At 68.8% G+C, this 17,702-nt stretch carries 18 protein-coding genes; 11 read left to right on the forward strand and 7 right to left on the reverse strand.

Translation table 11 applies throughout. The features are described 5' to 3' along the window. Position 1: 1 nt before the first annotated feature. From SACXIDRAFT_RS11885 to SACXIDRAFT_RS11895, 3 genes are read left to right on the forward strand one after another with little or no spacing between them, the layout of a single operon-like run. Positions 2-970, forward strand: coding sequence for an ABC transporter permease (locus SACXIDRAFT_RS11885; protein WP_006238803.1), 969 nt, complete (start codon positions 2-4; stop codon positions 968-970). Between the two features lie 4 nt (positions 971-974). Further along, entirely contained in the window at positions 975-1,973 is a 999-nt protein-coding gene (locus tag SACXIDRAFT_RS11890; protein WP_006238804.1) for an ABC transporter ATP-binding protein, read from the forward strand. Further along, positions 1,970-3,076: an ABC transporter ATP-binding protein gene (locus tag SACXIDRAFT_RS11895; protein WP_006238805.1), complete on the forward strand. Its 1,107-nt coding sequence runs from the start codon at positions 1,970-1,972 to the stop codon at positions 3,074-3,076. Before SACXIDRAFT_RS11890 ends, SACXIDRAFT_RS11895 begins: the two co-directional genes overlap by 4 nt. Here the strand turns inward: SACXIDRAFT_RS11895 and SACXIDRAFT_RS22440 are convergent. Continuing rightward, positions 2,980-3,957: an EamA family transporter gene (locus tag SACXIDRAFT_RS22440; RefSeq protein WP_006238806.1), complete on the reverse strand. Its 978-nt coding sequence runs from the start codon at positions 3,955-3,957 to the stop codon at positions 2,980-2,982. The two genes, SACXIDRAFT_RS11895 and SACXIDRAFT_RS22440, sit on opposite strands and share 97 nt — an antisense overlap. 544 nt (positions 3,958-4,501) lie before the next feature. On the opposite strand from SACXIDRAFT_RS22440, the gene SACXIDRAFT_RS11905 reads away from it, so the two are divergent. Continuing rightward, positions 4,502-5,650, forward strand: coding sequence for a hypothetical protein (locus tag SACXIDRAFT_RS11905; protein WP_232285295.1), 1,149 nt, complete (start codon positions 4,502-4,504; stop codon positions 5,648-5,650). Positions 5,651-5,755: 105 nt separating this feature from the next. Here the strand turns inward: SACXIDRAFT_RS11905 and SACXIDRAFT_RS11910 are convergent, their stop codons facing one another. Further along, positions 5,756-7,126, reverse strand: coding sequence for a CoA transferase (locus tag SACXIDRAFT_RS11910; RefSeq protein ID WP_006238808.1), 1,371 nt, complete (start codon positions 7,124-7,126; stop codon positions 5,756-5,758). Positions 7,127-7,258: 132 nt separating this feature from the next. Between SACXIDRAFT_RS11910 and SACXIDRAFT_RS11915 the strand changes: the two genes are divergently transcribed. Both SACXIDRAFT_RS11915 and SACXIDRAFT_RS11920 read left to right on the forward strand, forming a co-directional pair. Then, positions 7,259-8,170: a LysR family transcriptional regulator gene (locus tag SACXIDRAFT_RS11915; protein ID WP_006238809.1), complete on the forward strand. Its 912-nt coding sequence runs from the start codon at positions 7,259-7,261 to the stop codon at positions 8,168-8,170. A gap of 29 nt (positions 8,171-8,199) precedes the next feature. Beyond that, positions 8,200-9,111: an SDR family oxidoreductase gene (locus tag SACXIDRAFT_RS11920; RefSeq protein WP_006238810.1), complete on the forward strand. Its 912-nt coding sequence runs from the start codon at positions 8,200-8,202 to the stop codon at positions 9,109-9,111. Between the two features lie 2 nt (positions 9,112-9,113). On the opposite strand, the gene SACXIDRAFT_RS11925 is transcribed toward SACXIDRAFT_RS11920, so the two are convergent. From SACXIDRAFT_RS11925 to leuA, 4 genes are all read right to left on the reverse strand, one after another. Next, positions 9,114-10,085, reverse strand: coding sequence for a hypothetical protein (locus SACXIDRAFT_RS11925; RefSeq protein WP_006238811.1), 972 nt, complete (start codon positions 10,083-10,085; stop codon positions 9,114-9,116). A gap of 121 nt (positions 10,086-10,206) precedes the next feature. Next, positions 10,207-11,178, reverse strand: coding sequence for a helix-turn-helix transcriptional regulator (locus SACXIDRAFT_RS11930; RefSeq protein ID WP_006238812.1), 972 nt, complete (start codon positions 11,176-11,178; stop codon positions 10,207-10,209). 7 nt (positions 11,179-11,185) lie between these two features. Beyond that, positions 11,186-11,740, reverse strand: coding sequence for a DedA family protein (locus SACXIDRAFT_RS11935; RefSeq protein WP_006238813.1), 555 nt, complete (start codon positions 11,738-11,740; stop codon positions 11,186-11,188). A gap of 65 nt (positions 11,741-11,805) precedes the next feature. Next, positions 11,806-13,590 carry a 2-isopropylmalate synthase gene (gene leuA, locus SACXIDRAFT_RS11940; RefSeq protein ID WP_006238814.1) on the reverse strand — a complete coding sequence of 595 codons (1,785 nt, stop codon included), beginning with the start codon at positions 13,588-13,590 and terminating at the stop codon, positions 11,806-11,808. 272 nt (positions 13,591-13,862) lie between these two features. Between leuA and SACXIDRAFT_RS11945 the strand changes: the two genes are divergently transcribed. The 5 genes from SACXIDRAFT_RS11945 to SACXIDRAFT_RS11965 all read left to right on the forward strand — a co-directional run bounded on the left by SACXIDRAFT_RS11945 (position 13,863) and on the right by SACXIDRAFT_RS11965 (position 17,089). After that, positions 13,863-14,288 carry a hypothetical protein gene (locus tag SACXIDRAFT_RS11945; RefSeq protein ID WP_232285296.1) on the forward strand — a complete coding sequence of 142 codons (426 nt, stop codon included), beginning with the start codon at positions 13,863-13,865 and terminating at the stop codon, positions 14,286-14,288. A gap of 124 nt (positions 14,289-14,412) precedes the next feature. Beyond that, the gene (locus tag SACXIDRAFT_RS11950) at positions 14,413-14,901 is read left to right on the forward strand and encodes a YbaB/EbfC family nucleoid-associated protein (RefSeq protein WP_006238816.1); all 489 of its coding nucleotides are present in this window, start codon (positions 14,413-14,415) and stop codon (positions 14,899-14,901) included. A gap of 24 nt (positions 14,902-14,925) precedes the next feature. Then, positions 14,926-15,261 (forward strand): hypothetical protein, encoded by a 336-nt coding sequence (locus SACXIDRAFT_RS11955; RefSeq protein WP_006238817.1) that lies wholly within the window; start codon positions 14,926-14,928, stop codon positions 15,259-15,261. Then, on the forward strand, positions 15,258-16,379 hold the full coding sequence (locus SACXIDRAFT_RS11960) for a hypothetical protein (RefSeq protein ID WP_006238818.1): 1,122 nt from the start codon (positions 15,258-15,260) through the stop codon (positions 16,377-16,379). The genes SACXIDRAFT_RS11955 and SACXIDRAFT_RS11960 overlap by 4 nt, the downstream gene beginning before the upstream one ends. Beyond that, positions 16,310-17,089 carry a hypothetical protein gene (locus SACXIDRAFT_RS11965; RefSeq protein WP_332306770.1) on the forward strand — a complete coding sequence of 260 codons (780 nt, stop codon included), beginning with the start codon at positions 16,310-16,312 and terminating at the stop codon, positions 17,087-17,089. Before SACXIDRAFT_RS11960 ends, SACXIDRAFT_RS11965 begins: the two co-directional genes overlap by 70 nt. Positions 17,090-17,103: 14 nt before the next feature. On the opposite strand, the gene SACXIDRAFT_RS11970 is transcribed toward SACXIDRAFT_RS11965, so the two are convergent. Further along, positions 17,104-17,694, reverse strand: coding sequence for a nitroreductase family protein (locus SACXIDRAFT_RS11970; protein ID WP_006238820.1), 591 nt, complete (start codon positions 17,692-17,694; stop codon positions 17,104-17,106). Positions 17,695-17,702: the final 8 nt, after the last annotated feature.

Consider the following 17,702-nt stretch of genomic DNA (forward strand, 5'->3'; position numbering starts at 1 on the left):
CATGGCCTCGCGTGCTACGAAGATCGACGAACTCGCCGCGACGGCAGGCGGTGTCGCCGGTGGTCTCGAACCTGACGACACCGGCGCCTCCGGTGACGAGGGGTTGAGCCTCGCCAAGTCCGCGTGGCGGAGGTTGCGGCGTAACCCGCTGTTTCTGATCGGTGCCACGATCATCGGCCTTTTCGTGCTGCTGGCGTTGCTGGCCCCGTTGCTGGCTCCGCACGATCCGGCGCTGCGGTTGCTGGAGGACCAGGTCTCCAACGCCCGCAACGAGATCCCGCCAGCGCAGCCCGGCCACCCGCTCGGCGGCGACCAGTACGGCCGCGACCTGTTCTCGCGCATGCTGCTCGGATCGCAGCAGACGCTCCTCGTGGCGTTGCTGGCCACGGTGATCGGCCTCGGCGGTGGAACGGTGCTCGGAACGCTCGCCGGCGCGTTCGGCGGCTGGGTCGATACCGTCGTGATGCGCGTCGTGGACGTCATGCTGTCGATTCCGTCGCTGCTGCTCGCCGTGTCCATTGGCGCGTTGTTCGTGCAGCAGACGAAGTTCTCGGTGATCCTCGCCGTCGCCATCGTGCAGGTACCGATCTTCGCGAGGCTCCTGCGTGGCACGATGCTCGCGGTGAGACAGAGCGACCACGTGCTCGCGGCGAGGGCGCTGGGTGTGAAGCGCGGGGCGATCGTGTTCCGCCACATCCTGCCGAACTCGCTCGGTCCCGTGATCGTCCAGTCCACTCTGGTGCTCGCGATCGCGATCCTCGACGCGGCGGCGCTGTCGTTCCTCGGTCTCGGCGCGGCGGACGACTCGATCCCGGAGTGGGGCCAGATGCTGGGCAACGCGCAGGACTACTTCGACACCCAGCCGCATCTGGCTTTCTGGCCCGCGGCCTGCATCATCGTGGTCGCCCTCGGGTTCACCCTCGTCGGCGAGTCGATGCGGGAAGCCCTCGATCCACGGCAACGGCGGTGATGGCATGGCTCTGCTGGAAGTACGCGACCTTTCGGTGACGTTCAACCGCAAGGGCGAGCAGCCGACCACGGCCGTCGATTCGATCAGCTTCGACGTCGAACCAGGGCAGACCGTCGGACTCGTCGGTGAGTCGGGCTGCGGCAAGTCGGTCACCTCGCTGGCCATCATGGGGCTGCTGCCTTCGCGCACGGCTCGGGTCAGCGGTTCGGTGACCTTCGCGGGCGAGGAGCTGCTCACCCTCAGCCAACGGCAGCTCGACGAGCGGCGGGGCAGGGACCTCGGCATGGTGTTCCAGGACCCGCTCTCGTCGCTGAACCCGGTTGTGACGATCGGGGTGCAGCTGACGGAGGTGTTGCTGCGGCACAGGAAGCTCACCCGCAAGCAGGCGAAGGCCGAAGCGGTGGAGCTGCTCGCGAGGGTGGGCATTCCCGACCCGAAGCGGCGCGTTGACGAGTACCCGCACCAGCTCTCCGGTGGTATGCGGCAGCGCGTGCTCATCGCCATCGCGCTGGCGTGCTCGCCGAAACTGCTGATCGCGGACGAGCCGACGACCGCACTGGACGTCACCATCCAGGCGCAGATCCTCACGTTGCTGCGGGAGCTGGTGTCCGAGACGGGCACGGCGCTGATCATGATCACGCACGACCTCGGCGTCGTCGCGGGTCTGTGTGACCGCGTGAACGTCATGTACGGCGGGCGGATCGTGGAACGCGCGCAACGACACGAACTGTTCGCCGAACCCCGTCACCCCTACACGCACGGGCTGCTCGCGTCGATCCCGAGGCTCGACGCGCCGAGGGGCGAGAAGCTGGTGCCGGTCAAGGGTTCGGTGGCGGACAACATCCCGTGGACGGGTGGGTGCGCGTTCGCGCCCCGGTGCCCGAACCACGTGGAGACCTGCTGGTCCACCGCTCCCGAGCTGGTGGCCGACGGCCGCCGCGAGGACGGGATGCTGCGGTGCCACAACCCGGTGGAGGTCGCGGTGGCGGAGGGAGCACGATGACCGAGAAGACGCCACAGACCGCAGGGGACGAGGACGCCGGAACGGACCTGCTCGTCCTCGACGACGTGAAGGTGCATTTCCCGATCAAGCGAGGGCTCCTGCTCGACCGCACCGTCGGCCACGTCTACGCGGTGGACGGGGTGAGCCTGCGTGTCGCCAAAGGTGAGACCTACGGGCTCGTCGGTGAGTCCGGCTGCGGCAAGACCACGCTCGGCCGGGCGTTGCTGCGGCTGGTGGAACCCACCGGCGGCACCATCACCTTCGACGGCACCGACCTGTCGTCGCTGAAGGGCGAGAGTCTGCGTTCGATGCGCAAGCGGATGCAGATGGTGTTCCAAGACCCGTTGTCGAGCCTCGACCCTCGCCAGTCGGTGGAGTCGCTGCTGGTCGAGGGCCTGCGGGCCCACGGCCTCGACATCGATCCCGAGGAGACTCGGCGGAAGCTGAAGGACCTGCTCGCGTCGGTGGGCTTGCCGGGCAACGCACTGCGCAAGTACCCGCACGAGTTCTCCGGTGGGCAGCGCCAGCGCATCGGCATCGCGAGGGCGCTCGCGCTGCATCCGGACCTCATCGTGGCCGACGAACCTGTGTCCGCGCTCGACGTCTCGGTGCAGGCACAGGTCATCAACCTGTTGAAGGATCTTCAGGAGGAGTTCGGGCTCACCTACGTGGTGATCGCCCACGACCTCGCCGTGGTGCGGCACATCTCCGACCGCATCGGCGTGATGTATCTGGGTGCGCTCGTCGAGGAGTCCGATGCGGACACCCTCTACGAGCAGCCGCTCCACCCGTACACCAAGGCGCTGCTGTCGGCGATTCCCGTGCCCGACCCCGTGGTTGAGGACAGCAGGGAGCAGATCCTGCTCTCCGGCGACCTGCCCTCACCTGCCGATCCGCCGAGCGGGTGCCGCTTCCACACCCGGTGCCCGTGGAAGCAACAGACACGCTGCGACACCGAGCGGCCTGCGTTGCGCGAGGTCGGCGAAGGGCACAGGGTGGCCTGCCACTACGCCGAGGACATCCTCGCGGGGCGGGTTTCTCCTCGATCGGAGTCGTCGGCGTCATCGGAGTCGTCGGCTGCGGAGACTGCGGTCACGGCCTGAAGGCGTGGGCGTCGTGGTCGGCGGGGCAGCGATCCCAGCAGGACGCCGCCGACCACGACGAGACCGGCCACGATCTCCACGAGGGTCGGGCGCTCGTCGAGCACCACGAACGCCAGGCTCAGGCCGACGACGGGAACCAGCAGGGAGAACGGCGCCACCGTGCTCGCCGGGTTGCGGCGCATGAGCGTGGTCCAGATGCCGGACCCCACGACGGTGCCGAGCACCACGACGTAGGACAGGCCCGCGAGGGCGAGCCAGGCATCGCCGGAGAACGCGGTGGACACGGCCGTCCACTGGGCGTCCGGCCCTTCGAACACCAGCGACAGCGCGAACATCGGCAGCGGTGGCACGACCGACGACCACAGCGTGAAGTGCAGCGGGTTCGGGGCTTCGGCCTTGCGGGCACACAGGTTGCCGACGGCCCAGCTCAGCGCGCCGAGCAGGGTGAGGATCACGGGCAGCAGCGCCGCGTGCTCGGCTCGCTGCCAGGCGATGGCGGCCATGCCGAGCACCGCGAGCGTGATGCCGACAACCTGCCGGGCGGTCAACCGCTCCCGCAGGAGCACAGCTCCCAGCACGACCGTGAACGGCGCAGATGCCTGCAACACGAGCGACGCGAGCCCGGTCGGCATGCCGGTGTCGAGGCCCACGAAGAGGAACGCGAACTGGAGCGTGCCGAAGCCGAGCCCGTACCCGACGAGCCAGCGGAGTTTCACCTTCGGCCACGGCACGAGAAGTGCTGTCGGCACGGCGACGAGCAGGAAGCGGATCGCTCCGGCGAGCAGGGGAGGGAAGTGCGTGAGCATCGCGTGGATGGCGAGGAAGTTGCAGCCCCACAGAACAGCGGTGAGGACGGCTAGAAGTCGATCACGAGTTGGCACGCCTTCAGGATCGCCCGAGAAACCATGAAGGACTACCGAGAATATATGCATCAACCGTGAAGCTGGCCTTTACAGTCAGGTAAGCCGTGTCCGCGCCCTGTGCACGTGTGTTGGCAACCCATGCGCATGTGTCCGCACCCTGTGCACGTGTGTTGGCAGCTAGCGCTGTGTGTTGGCATTCCGTGCACGTGGGTGTTGGCACGTCGCACGTGGGTGTTGGCAGACTGCGCGCGTGTCCGCAGGCTGTGCGCGGGTGACCGCACTGTGCGCACACATGTTGGCACTGTGGGCACGTGTGATCGCACGTCGTCTGGTCGGGGCGGACGGGAGGGCACTGGCTCCACTGGGCCGATGACCCTGAGGTGGATAGCCCCAACTGACCCGCGACGAGCGGGAAGCAGGCCGTGCCGTCGGGCGGCGGAGGAACGCGGGGCGGCTGCGGCACGTCGCAGTCTCACCGAACGGAGCCGGTCGCGGCGGTCGTGTCCGGGATGCTCGACAACCCTGAAGGGCTACCGAGGTTATGTGCGGGAATTGCGGAGAGGTGCTTCACAGCGGTCGGCGGCTGTTGCTCGCGGGGAGTACGGCAGATGCGCAGCGCGGGGTGTGGGCGGAGGCTCGCTGCGTCGTCACCACGGAACTCGACGAGGAATCGGAACCGCGTGCGTATGCGCACAGCAGGTCCTCGGTGTTCCTGGTCGCGCCGTTACTGCGGGTCGTCGCGCTGCCGCAGGGCAGGCGTGTCGTCGTCGGCAGGATCCGGGTGTCGGTGAAGGGCGAGGGCAGCGCGACGGCGAACCCGACGGTGCGCTCCACCGCGGGAACCACCGTGGACATCGCTGCGGAAACCACCGCGAAGGCTGCTGCGGGAACTCCTGTGGAAACCGCCGTGGACGTCGTGGTGCAGGCCGTGTGGGCGGAGAACGACGGCTGGCATCAGGAGACGGAGTTGCCGGCTGGCCTCGCCGAAGCACTGTTCGCCGCGCTGGCTTCCCCGTCACACCTGGTGCCCGACGAGCCGCAGGCGCGGGCGATGGTCATGGCGAAGGCGTTCGCCGAGGGCTCTCGCAACGAACTCACCCGGCTCAGGGCGATGCGGTACGAGCTGGAACGGCGCATCGCCGACCTGCTGGCACAGCGCAGGACGACCACACTGCGCGCGGTGCTCGCCGAGGTGGTCGAGCTGTCCATGGCCGTGAGCAGGGCACGGGACCAGGCACGGGAAGCCGGACGATCGAGGCTGCACTCGTGGTTGTGGAGCGACGGCGAACCACCGATGGCGCCGGTGCACGAAGCCGCACTGCGCCACTGCCTGGCCATGGACGCCGAACTTGCCGAGGAGGACGCACGCTTGCACTCGCTCCTCTCTGGACTATCCACATTAGCCGTTGCGCAAGATGGGGAAGCGCAGCAGCGGTTCAACCTCGCGGCGGCGGCCGTGGCCGCCGGGCTCGGGCTGCCCGCGCTGATACTGGCTCTCTACGGCGCGGATGCCGTTCTTCCTCTCGACTCGTGGGCGAGCGCGTGGCGGGCGCTCTTGCCGATCGGTGGGACAACGTTGCTCGCGGTGCTGCTCGCTTTGCGCACGATGCCGGGCCGCGCGAATCCGCGCCACTACGTCACGGCTGTCGTGGCGGTGCTGGCACTCGTGGCGATCCTGTTCGTGGCAGGAGCATCGGTGAAGGCGACTTGATCATCAGACGCAGAACTCGTTGCTTTCGGCACGGACCAACGCCGACACGGTGCCAGCCCGCTGACCGTTCGAGGCTCGCACCGCACAGGGCGTCGGGAAGTGCCGTTATCCGACCCAGGCCGGTTCGTCATGGCCCAGGTCCACTGCCCCGCGATCGAAGCCGAGTGTCGTCGTTGCCGCGCCGGTCACGGCGAACGGGGCGACCATGCGGCGAGCGGGTCCCCAGTCGGTCTGCTCGGTTTGCCCGCAGTCGGGTACCGACGCTGGATCGAATTCCGGCGCGGCAGGCACCGGGGGAGCCTCGGCCAGCGCATTCGCGATCCCGGCCAGCGAGGTGCGAACGCGAACCCCACCGCGTCCCCGATGACGTTCGGCCAGGCCACGCAGGGTGGCGGCGGCCAGCAACCAGCCTGCCGCATGGTCGAGGGCCTGTACCGGCAACGACGATGGACCGTCTGTGCCGTTGCGCCGCGCGCCTTCGGCGGCGAGGCCGGAGGTCAGCTGGACCACGCTGTCGAAGCCCCGTCGATGTGCCCACGGGCCGGCCCAGCCGTATGCGGAGAGCGAGACGTCCACGAGCCCCGGACGGATCTGCTGCCGACGCTGTGCATCGAGCCCCGCTCGTTCCAGAGCGCCGGGTCGCAGGCCGTGGACGATCACATCTGCCTCGGCGAGCAGCGACTCCACCTGCGTCCGACCGGTCGGCGTCCGGAAGTCGATCCGGGCGCACCGCTTACCCACCGTCACCTCAGGCACAAGACCGGGTTCAGCCCAGTCCGGTGGGTCGAGGCGCAGCACGGTGGCTCCGAGCCCGGCGAGCGTCCGGGTCGCCACCGGCCCGGCGAGCACCCGTGTCAGATCCAGCACGCGCAGACCGGCGAGAGGCCGTTGGGCGCTCGGCGCCCACTCCGACGACGATTCAAGGCTGGGTCCGGACAAGATCCGCTCCACCAGCGGCGCGTGGGCGATCGCACGGCCCTGCGGGTGCCGCAGCCATTCGGTGCGCGAACGCATGGCGCCCGCACACCCGCCCCGGGCGACGATCCGCTCCTCGAGTTCGAGGGCGTGCCAGCCCCTGCACGCCTTGGCCACTTCATCTCGCGATCCGGACACGTCGAGGACGTCGAGGGCCGCCTGCCGGTGCGCGGGCACGTTCGTGTGGAGCCGAATCCAGCCGTCGGCACACCGGTAGTTTCCGGCGATCGGGTCCCATAACGCCGGGAGTTGCCACCCGTCCGGCCGCAGCGAGAACCCGAACCATCCCAAGGTCGCTGCTCGATCGACGTGCACATGGGTGCGTCCGCTGCTCGCTCCTACGACGTCGAGTAGTTCGGCTACCGCACAACCGGTGACACCCACAGCGGCGGTAGCCAGTTCGGATACCGGGAAGGACGACGGCAGAGCGTCGTTGCCCACGCACTCGACCCGATCCAGCAGGCCAGGATCTCCGTCGAGGGCGGCCCACAACGTGTTCATGAGTTCGCGCGTCACAGTATTCGAAACCGCTTGGGCTGCCACGAAACGATCTTAAATGCCCGATCGCCCGCGGCTGGTACGTGTTTCGGCGTGGACGGTGCACCTCACATCCGATGGTGCTTCACTGCCCGGATGGACGTGACCAGACTCCGGACCCTGCGGGAGTTCGCCGACCGGGGCAGCGTGACCGCCGCCGCTGAGGCGCTGCACTGCACGCCGTCGGCGGTGTCGCAGCAACTTCGGGCGCTCCAGCGCGAGGTGGGCGTGCCGTTGACGGAGCCGTCGGGGCGTGGCCTGCGCCTGACGGACGCGGGCAGGGCGCTGGTGGCGAGGGCCGACGACGTCCTCGCCGCCGTGGAGCGGGCCGAGGCCGAACTCGACGCCTACCGCAGCGCGCCGCGCGGAAGGGTGCGGGTGGCGTTGTTTCCCACGGCTGGGTTGCTGCTGCTGCCCGGCCTGCTGTGCCGGGTCGCCGAGCACGCGGGGCTGGACGTCGAGGTACGGGACGTGGACATGATCCCGCCCGAGGTACCGCGGCTGCTCGCGGACTTCGACGTCGTGGTGGCCCATCGCGACGAGTACGGCGAGCCGTTCACCTCCGACCGGCTCGACGTGGTGCGCCTGTTGCGGGAGCCGCTCGACGTGGCGCTGCCGTTCGGGCACCGGCTCGCGCGGCGCGAGCGGGTGGAGCCGCACGAACTCGCCGACGAGCCGTGGATCAGCGTTGACGTGGGCTTTCCCGTTGACGACGTGATGCGGTCGCTGGCCGTGCGCACGGGTGTGCGACCGCGTATCACGCATCGCATCAATGACTTCCGCATCACGCAGGCCCTTGTGGCGGCGGGCCACGGCATCGCGTTGCTGCCCCGCTACACGATGGACACCGATCGTGTGCTGCGTAAGGAGCTGTCCGGCATCAGGGCGGCCCGGTTCGTGGAGGCCGTGCTCCGCCCCGGCTCGGCCACCCGCCCCGCCGTCGCGGCCGTACTCGCGGCGCTGCGCGCGGAGGCCGACGTGGTGAGGAAGGCGAAACCCTGCCGTTAGGTGACAGGGTTCGCGGGCACTGTGAGGGCATGAACGATTTGAAAGGCAAGGTCGCACTGGTCGCGGGCGGCACGCGGGGTGCGAGCAGGGCCATCGCGGTGGAGCTCGCGAGGGCGGGTGCGTTCGTCTACGTCACCGGCCGCACGTCGGGAGAGCATCGCTCGGAGGTCGGCAGGGCGGAGACCATCGAGGGCACGGTCGAGCTGATCGAGCAGGCCGGTGGCCGGGGTGTCGCGGTGCGCGTTGACCATCTCGAACCCGAACAGGTGCGCGCGCTGGCCGAGCGCATCGACGCCGAGCACGGCAGGCTGGACATCCTCGTGGACGGCGTGTGGGGCGGCGACACCCTCGCCTGGGACAAGCCCGTCTGGGAGCATTCGCTGGACGCGAGCCTCCGGATGATCCGTCTCGGCATCGACGCGCACCTGATCACGTCGCACTTCCTGCTCCCGCTGGTACTGCGGCAGCGCGGCGGACTCGTCGTGGAGCTCACCGACGGCACGGTCGAGTACAACGCGAAGTACCGCAAGGGCTTCACACTCGCGTTCTACGTCGCCAAGGCGGCGGGGCACACCCTGGCCATCGGGGAGGCCGCTGAGACCGCGGAGTACGGTTGCACGGCCGTGGCGTTCACCCCGGGCTGGATCCGCTCGGAGGCGATGCTCGACGAGTTCGGCGTCACGGAGGAGAACTGGCGCGACGCGCTCGCCGCCCAACCGCACTTCTGCATCTCCGAGACACCGACGTTCGTGGGCCGTACCGTCGCGGCGCTGGCCGCCGACGAGGAGAAGTCGCGTTTCTCCGGGCAGACCCTCAACAGCGGCCAGCTCGCGAAGATCTACGAGATCGACGACATCGACGGCAGCCGCCCCGACGGCTGGCGCTACATAATGGAGGTGGAGCAGCAGGGCAAACCCGCCGACCCCACCGGTTACCGCTGAGGTCACGCGGCGGCGGTGCCGATGGCGCGGCGGGCGACGGCGACGGCCGCCGCGCCGGTTCCGGCGAGGATCACGAACAGCGCGGCGAGGGTCGCGGCGTCGGGGTCGGCCACCGACTGGCCGCGCAGCGCCTGCCAGGTGGTGATCAGGAACACGCCGGTGTATCCGGCCGCGACGATGCCGACGAGCCGTGCCCTGACCCGCTCGTCGCGCAGCCACGCCCTGCGGGCGGCCATCGCGGAGAGCCCGATGGCGAGCAGGAGCAGCAGGTGGATGCCGTGCAGGCCGATGAAGTGCGGCACGCGCATGTCACCACCGGCGAGATTCCAGCCCGTGATCGCCATGCCGTCGCCGCCCGAGACGTCCGAGCCGACGGAGTGGCTGCCCTTCAAGGGCACCGACTCGTGGGCGGAGTTGACGCCGATGTGGTCCTGGGGCGTGTAGCCGAAGAGGACGAACACCACGAGCATGCCCGCGCTCGCGATGGGCAATCCGGTGGCGAGTGCTGCCCTGACTCCCCGGTCACCGGCGCGTTGCAGCAGGACGACGATGCCGATCGCCACGTTGGCGAGGAACAGCAGGGGCACGAAGTACTGGAACGTCGTCTGCACCACTGTGTTGAGGACGTCGTCACTGGTGTTGAAGTGGCTGAACGTCCCTGCGGCCGCAGCAGCGGCGATGACAACCACATCGAGAAAACCGCTGACGGCGAACACGGTGCCGAACCACCAGCCGACTCGCCTTCCCTTGACCAGCTTGGACAGAAGCCAGGCGAGGGTGAGCCCGTACGCTCCGAAGGAGATCCCGAACTTCAGCGGCTTGACCCACACCGATTCACCGGCGAGCGTGCGCGAATCGACGAGTAGGCCGATCAGCGACACGACGATCAGCACACCCATGAACGCTGAGTGGATCAGCAGCGGTTTGTGCCAGCGGCGTAAGGCGGTGGTGACAGGCGCGGACAGGACGGCCACGGCGGGACTCCCAGGTGTGTCGAGAAGTGGACGCGATCAACCCTGCCCGCGCCGCGCTCTGTCCACACTGGAGCTGACATGCCGGTCTGAGGTTGGGGATTCCCCACCCTCCGTGCTGCGGCTATCCGCCGTGACGTTCGGCGATCCGGCGCCCCACCTCGGCGAAGTCCGCCCGCACGGAGGCCGGTTCGAGCACCTCGACCTCGGTGCCGAGTGCGAGCAGGCTGCCGACCGCGACGTCGGCGGCCTCGAACTCGACGACCGCCTCGGCGGAGCCGTCCTGGCCCCGCCTCGCGTTCTTCAACGCCTCCGCCACGAGATCGGCGTCCAACACCGACGGCAGCGCGCGAACGCCTGCGGGACTCAGCCGTATCCGCACGGGCACCCGGCGCAGTGTCCGCTCGAACCGCGCCGACGAGTGCTCCCACCAGTCGGCGAGGTCGAAGTCGTCAGGGCGGTCGGCGCGTTCGGGACGGTGTTCGACGGCGGTGATCCTGGCGACCCGGTAGGTGCGGATCGACTCCCCTGCCTGCGCCACGAGGTACCACACGCCCGCCTTGAGTACGAGCCCCAACGGGTCGAGGGTCCGCTCGACCTCCTCACTCGCGCCGCCAGGCCGGTAACGCACCCTCAGTCTCGTCTCCTCCCACACGGCGCGAGCCACGTCGGCGAGATGGGCGGTGTCCTCGTCGGGGCGGAACCAGCGAGGCGCGTCGAGGTGGAAGCGTTGCGCCACCTGCCTGGCCTGCTCGCGAAGCGGCGCGGGCAGCGTGGCCGTCACCTTCGCGTGCGCGCCGGCCGCAGCGGTGCCGAGCCCGAGTTCGGCCAGCGCTCTCGGCGCTCCCATGGCGAAGAGCGCCACGGCCTCCCGCGTGGTCAACCCGTCGAGCCGGGTGCGCCAGCCCTCCACGAGCCGCACTCCGCCGTAGCGACCTGGCTCCGTCCAGAGCGGAACCCCGGCGGCCTGCAACGCCGCGAGGTCGCGGTGCATGGTCCGTGGCGACACATCGAGCGCCTCGGCCAGCTCGGCGACCGTGGCGCTGCGCCTGCTTTGGAGGGTGAACAACAAGGCCACAAGACGTTCTGCTCGCACCCCGCCATCATGCTCGCGCCGACCAGGTGGCGGTGCGGCGGAACACCGTCGTGATGGTGAAGGCGGCCAGCAACGCGAGAGCCGCCGAGAGCACGGTGCCGAACCGCGACTGCTCCAGCAGCGAACCGCCGAGATAGCCCAGCCCCGCCGCGTACGCGCACCACAACGGCACCCCGATGCCGGACGCGGTGAGGAAGCGCCTCGGCGACCAGCGCAACGAACCGGCGAGCAGCGCGCCGACGGTGCCTCCTGCGGGAAGCCAGCGCGCGAGGACGAGAATCGGCACGCCTCGCCGGTCGAGATGCGTGCCGATCCAGTCGGCGCTGGTCTCGAAGGAGGGACGGTGCCGCAGCCGCCGCAGGACGCGCGCGCCACCGAACCGCCCCACCGCGTAGAGGCCGATGTCGGAGATCAGGCAGCCCGCCGTCGCGACGGCGAGCACCAGCACGAAGGGGTCACCACCATTGGCGGCGGCGACCCCCGTGCCGATCAGCGCGATCTCCGTCGGCACCAGCGGCACGACGGCGACGGCGAAGAGCAGCAGCAGCGAGACGTCGTCCACATCCCTATCCAACGCCTTCGCGGCTGAGAAGTTCTCAGCGCAGGAGCCGTGCCGTGATCATCGCCTCACCGGTGGGCTCGGTTCACCGCCGAGACCACCGCGCGCAGCGACGCGGTGATGATCGAGTGATCGATGCCGACACCCCAGTACACCTTGTCCTCGACGGCGCACTCGATGTAGGAGGCCGCCTTCGAGTCGTCGCCGGGGGTCAGGGTGTGCTCGCTGTAGTCCATGAGCCGCAGGTCGAGACCGATCGTGGCCAGCGCGTCGAAGAACGCGGCGATGGGCCCGTTGCCCCTGCCGACGACCTCCTGCTCCTCGCCGTCGTGGCGGATCGTCGCCGTCAGCTCGTAGTCGCCGTTGGCCCTGACGTGCTGCGAGACCAGCTCCAGCGGGGTCGTCGGTTCGAGGTACTCGGCGGAGAACGCCTCCCACATCGTCTGCGGGTCCACCTCGCCGCCCTCGCTGTCGGTGTGCCGCTGGATCGTCTTCGAGAACTCGATCTGGAGCCGCCTCGGCAGGTCGAGCTGGTGCTCGGTCTTCATGATGTAGGCGATTCCACCCTTGCCCGACTGCGAGTTGACGCGGATGACGGCCTCGTACGTACGGCCGACGTCCTTGGGATCGATCGGCAGGTACGGCACCTCCCACGGGTACTCGTCAACCGGAACGCCCGCCTTGTCCGCGGCGTCGCGCAGCGCGTCGAAGCCCTTGTTGATGGCGTCCTGGTGGCTGCCGGAGAACGCGGTGAACACGAGGTCGCCCGCCCAGGGACTGCGCTCGGGAACGGGAAGCTGGTTGCAGTACTCGACCGTGCGCTTGATCTCGTCGAGGTCGGAGAAGTCGAGCTGCGGGTCGATGCCCTGGCTGAACAGGTTCATCCCGAGTGCGACCAGATCGACGTTGCCGGTGCGCTCACCGTTGCCGAAGAGGCATCCCTCGATGCGGTCGGCGCCTGCCTGGTAGCCCAGCTCGGCCGCGGCGATGCCGGTGCCCCTGTCGTTGTGCGGGTGCAGGGACAGGATCACCGAGTCCCGCCGCTGTAGGTTGCGGTGCATCCACTCGATGGAGTCTGCGTAGACGTTGGGTGTGGCCATCTCGACGGTCGCGGGCAGGTTCAGGATCACGGGGTTGCCCGGTGTCGGCTGCCAGATCTCGGTGACGGCGTTGCAGACCTCCGCCGCGTACGACAGCTCCGTGCCGGTGTAAGACTCGGGGGAGTACTGGAAGCGGAAGTCGGTGTCGGAGTACTTGGCCGCGTACTCGGTGACCAGCTCCGCGGCCTGCGTCGCGATCTTCTTGATGCCCTCGCGTTCCTCACGGAACACCACGCGGCGCTGGAGGATCGACGTCGAGTTGTAGATGTGCACGATGGCCCTCGGCGCGCCCTCCAGCGCCTGGAACGTGCGCTCGATCAGCTCGGGGCGGCATTGTACGAGCACCTGGATGCGCACGTCGTCGGGAATCGCGCCGTCTGTGATGATCTCCCGAACGAAGTCGAAGTCGGTCTGGCTGGCCGCGGGGAAGCCGACCTCGATCTCCTTGAAGCCCATGCGTACCAGCAGGTCGAAGAACTTGCGTTTGCGCGCGGGTGACATCGGGTCGATCAGCGCCTGGTTGCCGTCGCGCAGGTCAACCGCACACCACAGCGGCGCGCGCTCGATGCGCTTGTCGGGCCAGGTGCGGTCGGGCAGCGAGATGTCCTCGACGAGGCGGTGCCACGGGCGGTAGCGGTGGTACGGCATCGAACTGCCTCGCTGGAGGTTCCACGCGGGCTGGTCGGCGGGGGCGGGGCGGGCCGGGGTCCGGATACGGCTCGTGGAAGAGACCTGACGGTCGGAGGTGCTCATTCGGGTGTTCGCCTTCTCGGAAAAGTTCGGTCGGGGGACGACCGGCGCTACGGCGTATCGGAGGACACCAGAAATCCCCGCGACGGGGAGCCGGTCAGATCAGGCCCCGTCGCGGCAGCGAAGGAGAAGGAGCGCGAACGCCACGGGGCCAGCTTAACGACGGGCGCGGGGTGCGCAAGAGCCGGGGAGTGCCCGAACCGTTATGGCGGGGGAACGACGGTTGGCTACTCGCGCGTAGTTTCGGGCTGTCCTCGCATGCCACACTGCTGTGCATGGGTGCACATCACGCCGACGACGGATCGCGGGGGGACAGCAGCGAGGACGCCGTGAAGGCGCGGGAGGACGAGCAGTCACAGCAGTCCCAGCAATCCCGTAAGCCGTCCTTCGAGCTTCGCGCGGTGTGGGGCACGGTCGCGGGCGTGCTCGCCGGGCTCGTGCGCTGGACGGGTCTCCTGCTCGCCGTCGTGCTCGTCGCGAACGTGCTTTTCGTTGTGGGCGAGGGTAATCCCGGCAACGGCATCGTGTCGTTCGTCGCCGACGCGGCCGGGGTCGTCTCTTTCGGTTTCGACGATCTGTTCCTGCCCGAGGACCGCAAACTGAGGATCCTGATCAACCACGGTGTCGCGGCCGTCTTCTGGCTCGTGGCGACCTCGCTCGCCGTCAAGATCATTCGCAGTGCGGGAGGAAGATCGGACTGAGGGCCACCTCGCCGCGCTCGCCGATCCGCCCGGCTCGCACCCTGCCGAGGGCGCACCTCTGTTTTCATGGCCCCGCTGGGCATAATGAGCCGCACATATCTGTACGGCGCGAGGGGGAGACATCATGTCGGCCCAGATGGACGAGTTGATTGCCCAGTTCGGCAAGTTCCGGGCGAAGATTCGTGAGGCCGAGGCCCGCTTCGCGGGGGTAGGCGACATGCAGCAGAAGATCGCGGAGATCGAGAACACGGCGACGTCGCCCGACGGCACCGTCACGGTGGTCGCCGGTGCTGGTGGCGCGGTGACGGATCTCCGGCTCTCCCCTTCCGCCATGCGACTCGGCCACGACCAGCTCGCCACGGTGATCATGACGACGATGCGGCAGGCCGTCGCGGGCGCAGTCCAGCAGCAGGCCGGGATCGTGGACGAGAGCTTCGGAGACGCGTTCGGGATCAACACTGCCGAGCAGGTTCGTGAGGCGCAGGCGGAGGCGTTCGGAACCGGAGAGGAACAAACGGAGTCAAAGCCGCAGACGCCGTCGCCCACCCGCAGGCCGAGGCCGAGGAACGACGACGACTACTTCGACGAACAGGGCCCGATCCTGCGCCGCTGATCGAGCAGACCGAGGGAGAACCGGATGTCCGGAATCCAGACCAATATCGAGGCGATATCCGAATACGCCCGGCAGCTTCCCTTCTACGAGGGCGAGGCCGACAAGTTCCGCGACCTCATCGACACGGCCGACGTGACCGACGAGGCGTGGGGCATCATGGGCGTCTTCGCCAAGCAGGGCTACACCGACCGCCTCGAAGAGCTGCGCTCCCTGCTCGAAGAGCTGAAGAACGGTGTTGACGGCTTCATCACCAAGCTGAACAAGGCCGCCGAGATGTACCAGGGTGCCGAGGACGTCGGGACGATCACGTTCGGCCAGCACCAGGCCCAGATCGATGCGGCGGGAGGGCCGAACTCGTGACCGAGAAGAGCATCGCCGACGCGCTGAACGTCCAGGCCTACGACGAGAGCACCAGCGCCAACGTCGATCGCGCGATCAGCCATGTGCCTGTGGCCGGCACGATCTACGACTCGGCGAAGTCGATCAGTGCGCACGCGCAGCAGGCGGCACAGGCCGACAACGCGCAGGAGCTGGCCTCGGCCGGTGCGGCGCTGGCCGGTGACGGCGCGTCGTTCGTCGCCTCAGCAGCCGGTGACGTCGTCACGTTCGCCATGGACCCGATCGGCTGGTTGGTCAGTCACGGCCTGAACATGCTGCTCGAACTGGTGCAGCCGTTGCAGGACGCCCTGCACCAGGTCAGCGGTGACGGCCCGGCGATCGGGCACGCCTCCGACAACTTCGTCACGATCGCGCAGGGTTTCGTCGCGCTCGCCGAGGACTTCGAGAAGAAGGGCGACACGGCCCTCGCCGAGTGGGCCGACGAGGCGGGCAACGCGGCGAAGGAAGCGCTCGGGGACTTCTCCGCAGGCATCAGGGGCATCGGTTCGGCTGCGGGTTCGGTCGCCGAGGTGCTCCAGATGTGGTCGATGGTGATGGTGGTCATCGAAGAGGTGATCAAGGCGATCATCACCGAGCTGGTGTCCTGGCTGATCACCATCTGGCTGCCCGCGCTGGCCTCGTCGGTGATCAGCTTCGGTGGGTCGGTCGCGGCCGCGATGACCGCGTCCATCGCCAAGGCCGCGAGCGTGCTCGCGAAGGTGACCCGCTACCTCGGCAAGTTCGGCAAGCTCCTCGACGACTTCATGGAATACCTGGTCAAGATGTCGAAGGAGATGGAGGTCTTCACCCGGAAGTTCCGCGTCGGTCTGATGCCGGGCGAGACCAAGTTCGGGGTCGGCCAGGCCGCGCAGGGCTTCCAGCCGAGCAACCGGGTGCTCACCACCATGTTCGGCACCTCGGTCGGGGTCAAACCGTTCGTCGTCGGCGCCGGTACGAAGGCCGGTATCGGCGCGGGCAAGTCCATCTACGGTGAGGGAACTGAGGACGTCAGTCTCGGAGGGGACGAGCCGTGGTTCGACAAGAGCGAGATCGGCGGGAATCAGAGCCCGGAGCAGACGCGCCGGAATCTGGACATCTGACTCCGTCTCCCGAGGAGCTCGCCGCACTGGCGCCGACGGACGCCAGGCGGCGGGCCGCCGAGAAGATCTTCGCCAATGAGGCCGCGCTCGATACGAGGCGGCACAACCTCACCGTCCGTCCCGGCCATCGGGAACGGGTGGAGAGGGTGCTGGGTACGCGGTGGCGCGAACCGGTGCTCGCGCTCCGGCTCGGCAAAGCCTCCGGGCTGGGGTTCGACGTCCCCGGCCTGCGGTCGGACGGCACTGTCGAGGGGAAGCAGCGCGTCCGGCAGTTCTTCCGGAACCTCGGCAGGGGTGTCGCCTACGCCGTCGGCTCTGTCCTCTTCCTTGCGAGTAGCGGAGGCGGCGGCAAGACATCGTTCCAGCGGCAGGTCCACGTAAAGGGGCCTGCCGGTGCGCTGGCGCTCGCTGCGGTGGAGCCGCTCAGGGCGGCGAAGGCCCCGTGGCTGGTGTGTTCACCGTCGTGCGTCGCGATCGTGGACTCCGGCTCCACGGTGGCCGACCCTGCCGACGCCCCGGAGCCTCGGGTGCTCTGGGAGGCTCGTCGGCCCGAGGCTCCGGAGCTGCGTCCGCGCAGTCGCACACTGACCTGGCGTGACGGCTCCAGCTTCACCTTCCCGTTGCACGACTACACGGAGGAGCGCTACCTGCGGAGTCGCATCGGCGGCGACGGCGCGCCCCTCTGGCACGGCGGTGCCGCCGCCACCTGAGCGGTGTGCATTGCTCAGAACGCGGCGCTACCCCACTCCTTGAAGGCGAACTCGCTGAGCGGGACGCGCCTGCGCGGCGCGTTCTCTCGCTCGACCTCGCCATCCTCGCCGGGCGCGTCCGGCTTCGCGGGCACGCCGACGGCGATGACGACGAGCGGCTCCACACCGGACGGGAGATCGAACGCCTTTCTGGCGGCTTCCCTGTCGAAGCCCGCCATCTGCCTCGCGACAAGGCCCTCGGCGACAGCCTGGAGAACAAGGTTCTCCGTGGCGAGCCCGACACCGTACTCGGCGTAGGGCACGGTGCCCTTGTCGTTGCTCGTCAGCGCGCAGGCGAGAAGCAGGGCGCCTGCGCGATGCGCCCATGCCCGGTTGCTCTCGGTGAGTGAGTCGAGGACCCGCTTGTACGTCCCGTCACCGCGCTGTCCCACCACGTAGCGGGCCGGCTGGGTGTTGCCGTACGACGGTGCCCAGCGCGCCGCCTCAAGCAGGGCGCGTAGTTTCTCGCCGCTCACCTCCGCCTCACCGTCGAGGAGGCGGGGGCTCCACCGGCTTGCGATGATCTCGTGAATCCTGACGCTGGTCTCGGCTCGCTTGTCACTCACGCCGGTCA

The organism is Saccharomonospora xinjiangensis XJ-54 (assembly GCF_000258175.1).
Taxonomy (GTDB): domain Bacteria; phylum Actinomycetota; class Actinomycetes; order Mycobacteriales; family Pseudonocardiaceae; genus Saccharomonospora; species Saccharomonospora xinjiangensis.

Excerpts from the sequence above, each read along its gene's own strand:
- SACXIDRAFT_RS11955 (WP_006238817.1), top strand. The coding sequence starts at position 14,926 with ATGTCCGGAATCCAGACCAATATCGAGGCGATATCCGAATACGCCCGG.
- SACXIDRAFT_RS11895 (WP_006238805.1), top strand. The coding sequence starts at position 1,970 with ATGACCGAGAAGACGCCACAGACCGCAGGGGACGAGGACGCCGGAACG.
- leuA (WP_006238814.1), bottom strand. The coding sequence starts at position 13,590 with ATGAGCACCTCCGACCGTCAGGTCTCTTCCACGAGCCGTATCCGGACC.
- SACXIDRAFT_RS11920 (WP_006238810.1), top strand. The coding sequence starts at position 8,200 with ATGAACGATTTGAAAGGCAAGGTCGCACTGGTCGCGGGCGGCACGCGG.
- SACXIDRAFT_RS11915 (WP_006238809.1), top strand. The coding sequence starts at position 7,259 with ATGGACGTGACCAGACTCCGGACCCTGCGGGAGTTCGCCGACCGGGGC.
- SACXIDRAFT_RS11890 (WP_006238804.1), top strand. The coding sequence starts at position 975 with ATGGCTCTGCTGGAAGTACGCGACCTTTCGGTGACGTTCAACCGCAAG.
- SACXIDRAFT_RS11910 (WP_006238808.1), bottom strand. The coding sequence starts at position 7,126 with ATGAACACGTTGTGGGCCGCCCTCGACGGAGATCCTGGCCTGCTGGAT.
- SACXIDRAFT_RS11950 (WP_006238816.1), top strand. The coding sequence starts at position 14,413 with ATGTCGGCCCAGATGGACGAGTTGATTGCCCAGTTCGGCAAGTTCCGG.
- SACXIDRAFT_RS11885 (WP_006238803.1), top strand. The coding sequence starts at position 2 with ATGGCCTCGCGTGCTACGAAGATCGACGAACTCGCCGCGACGGCAGGC.
- SACXIDRAFT_RS11945 (WP_232285296.1), top strand. The coding sequence starts at position 13,863 with ATGGGTGCACATCACGCCGACGACGGATCGCGGGGGGACAGCAGCGAG.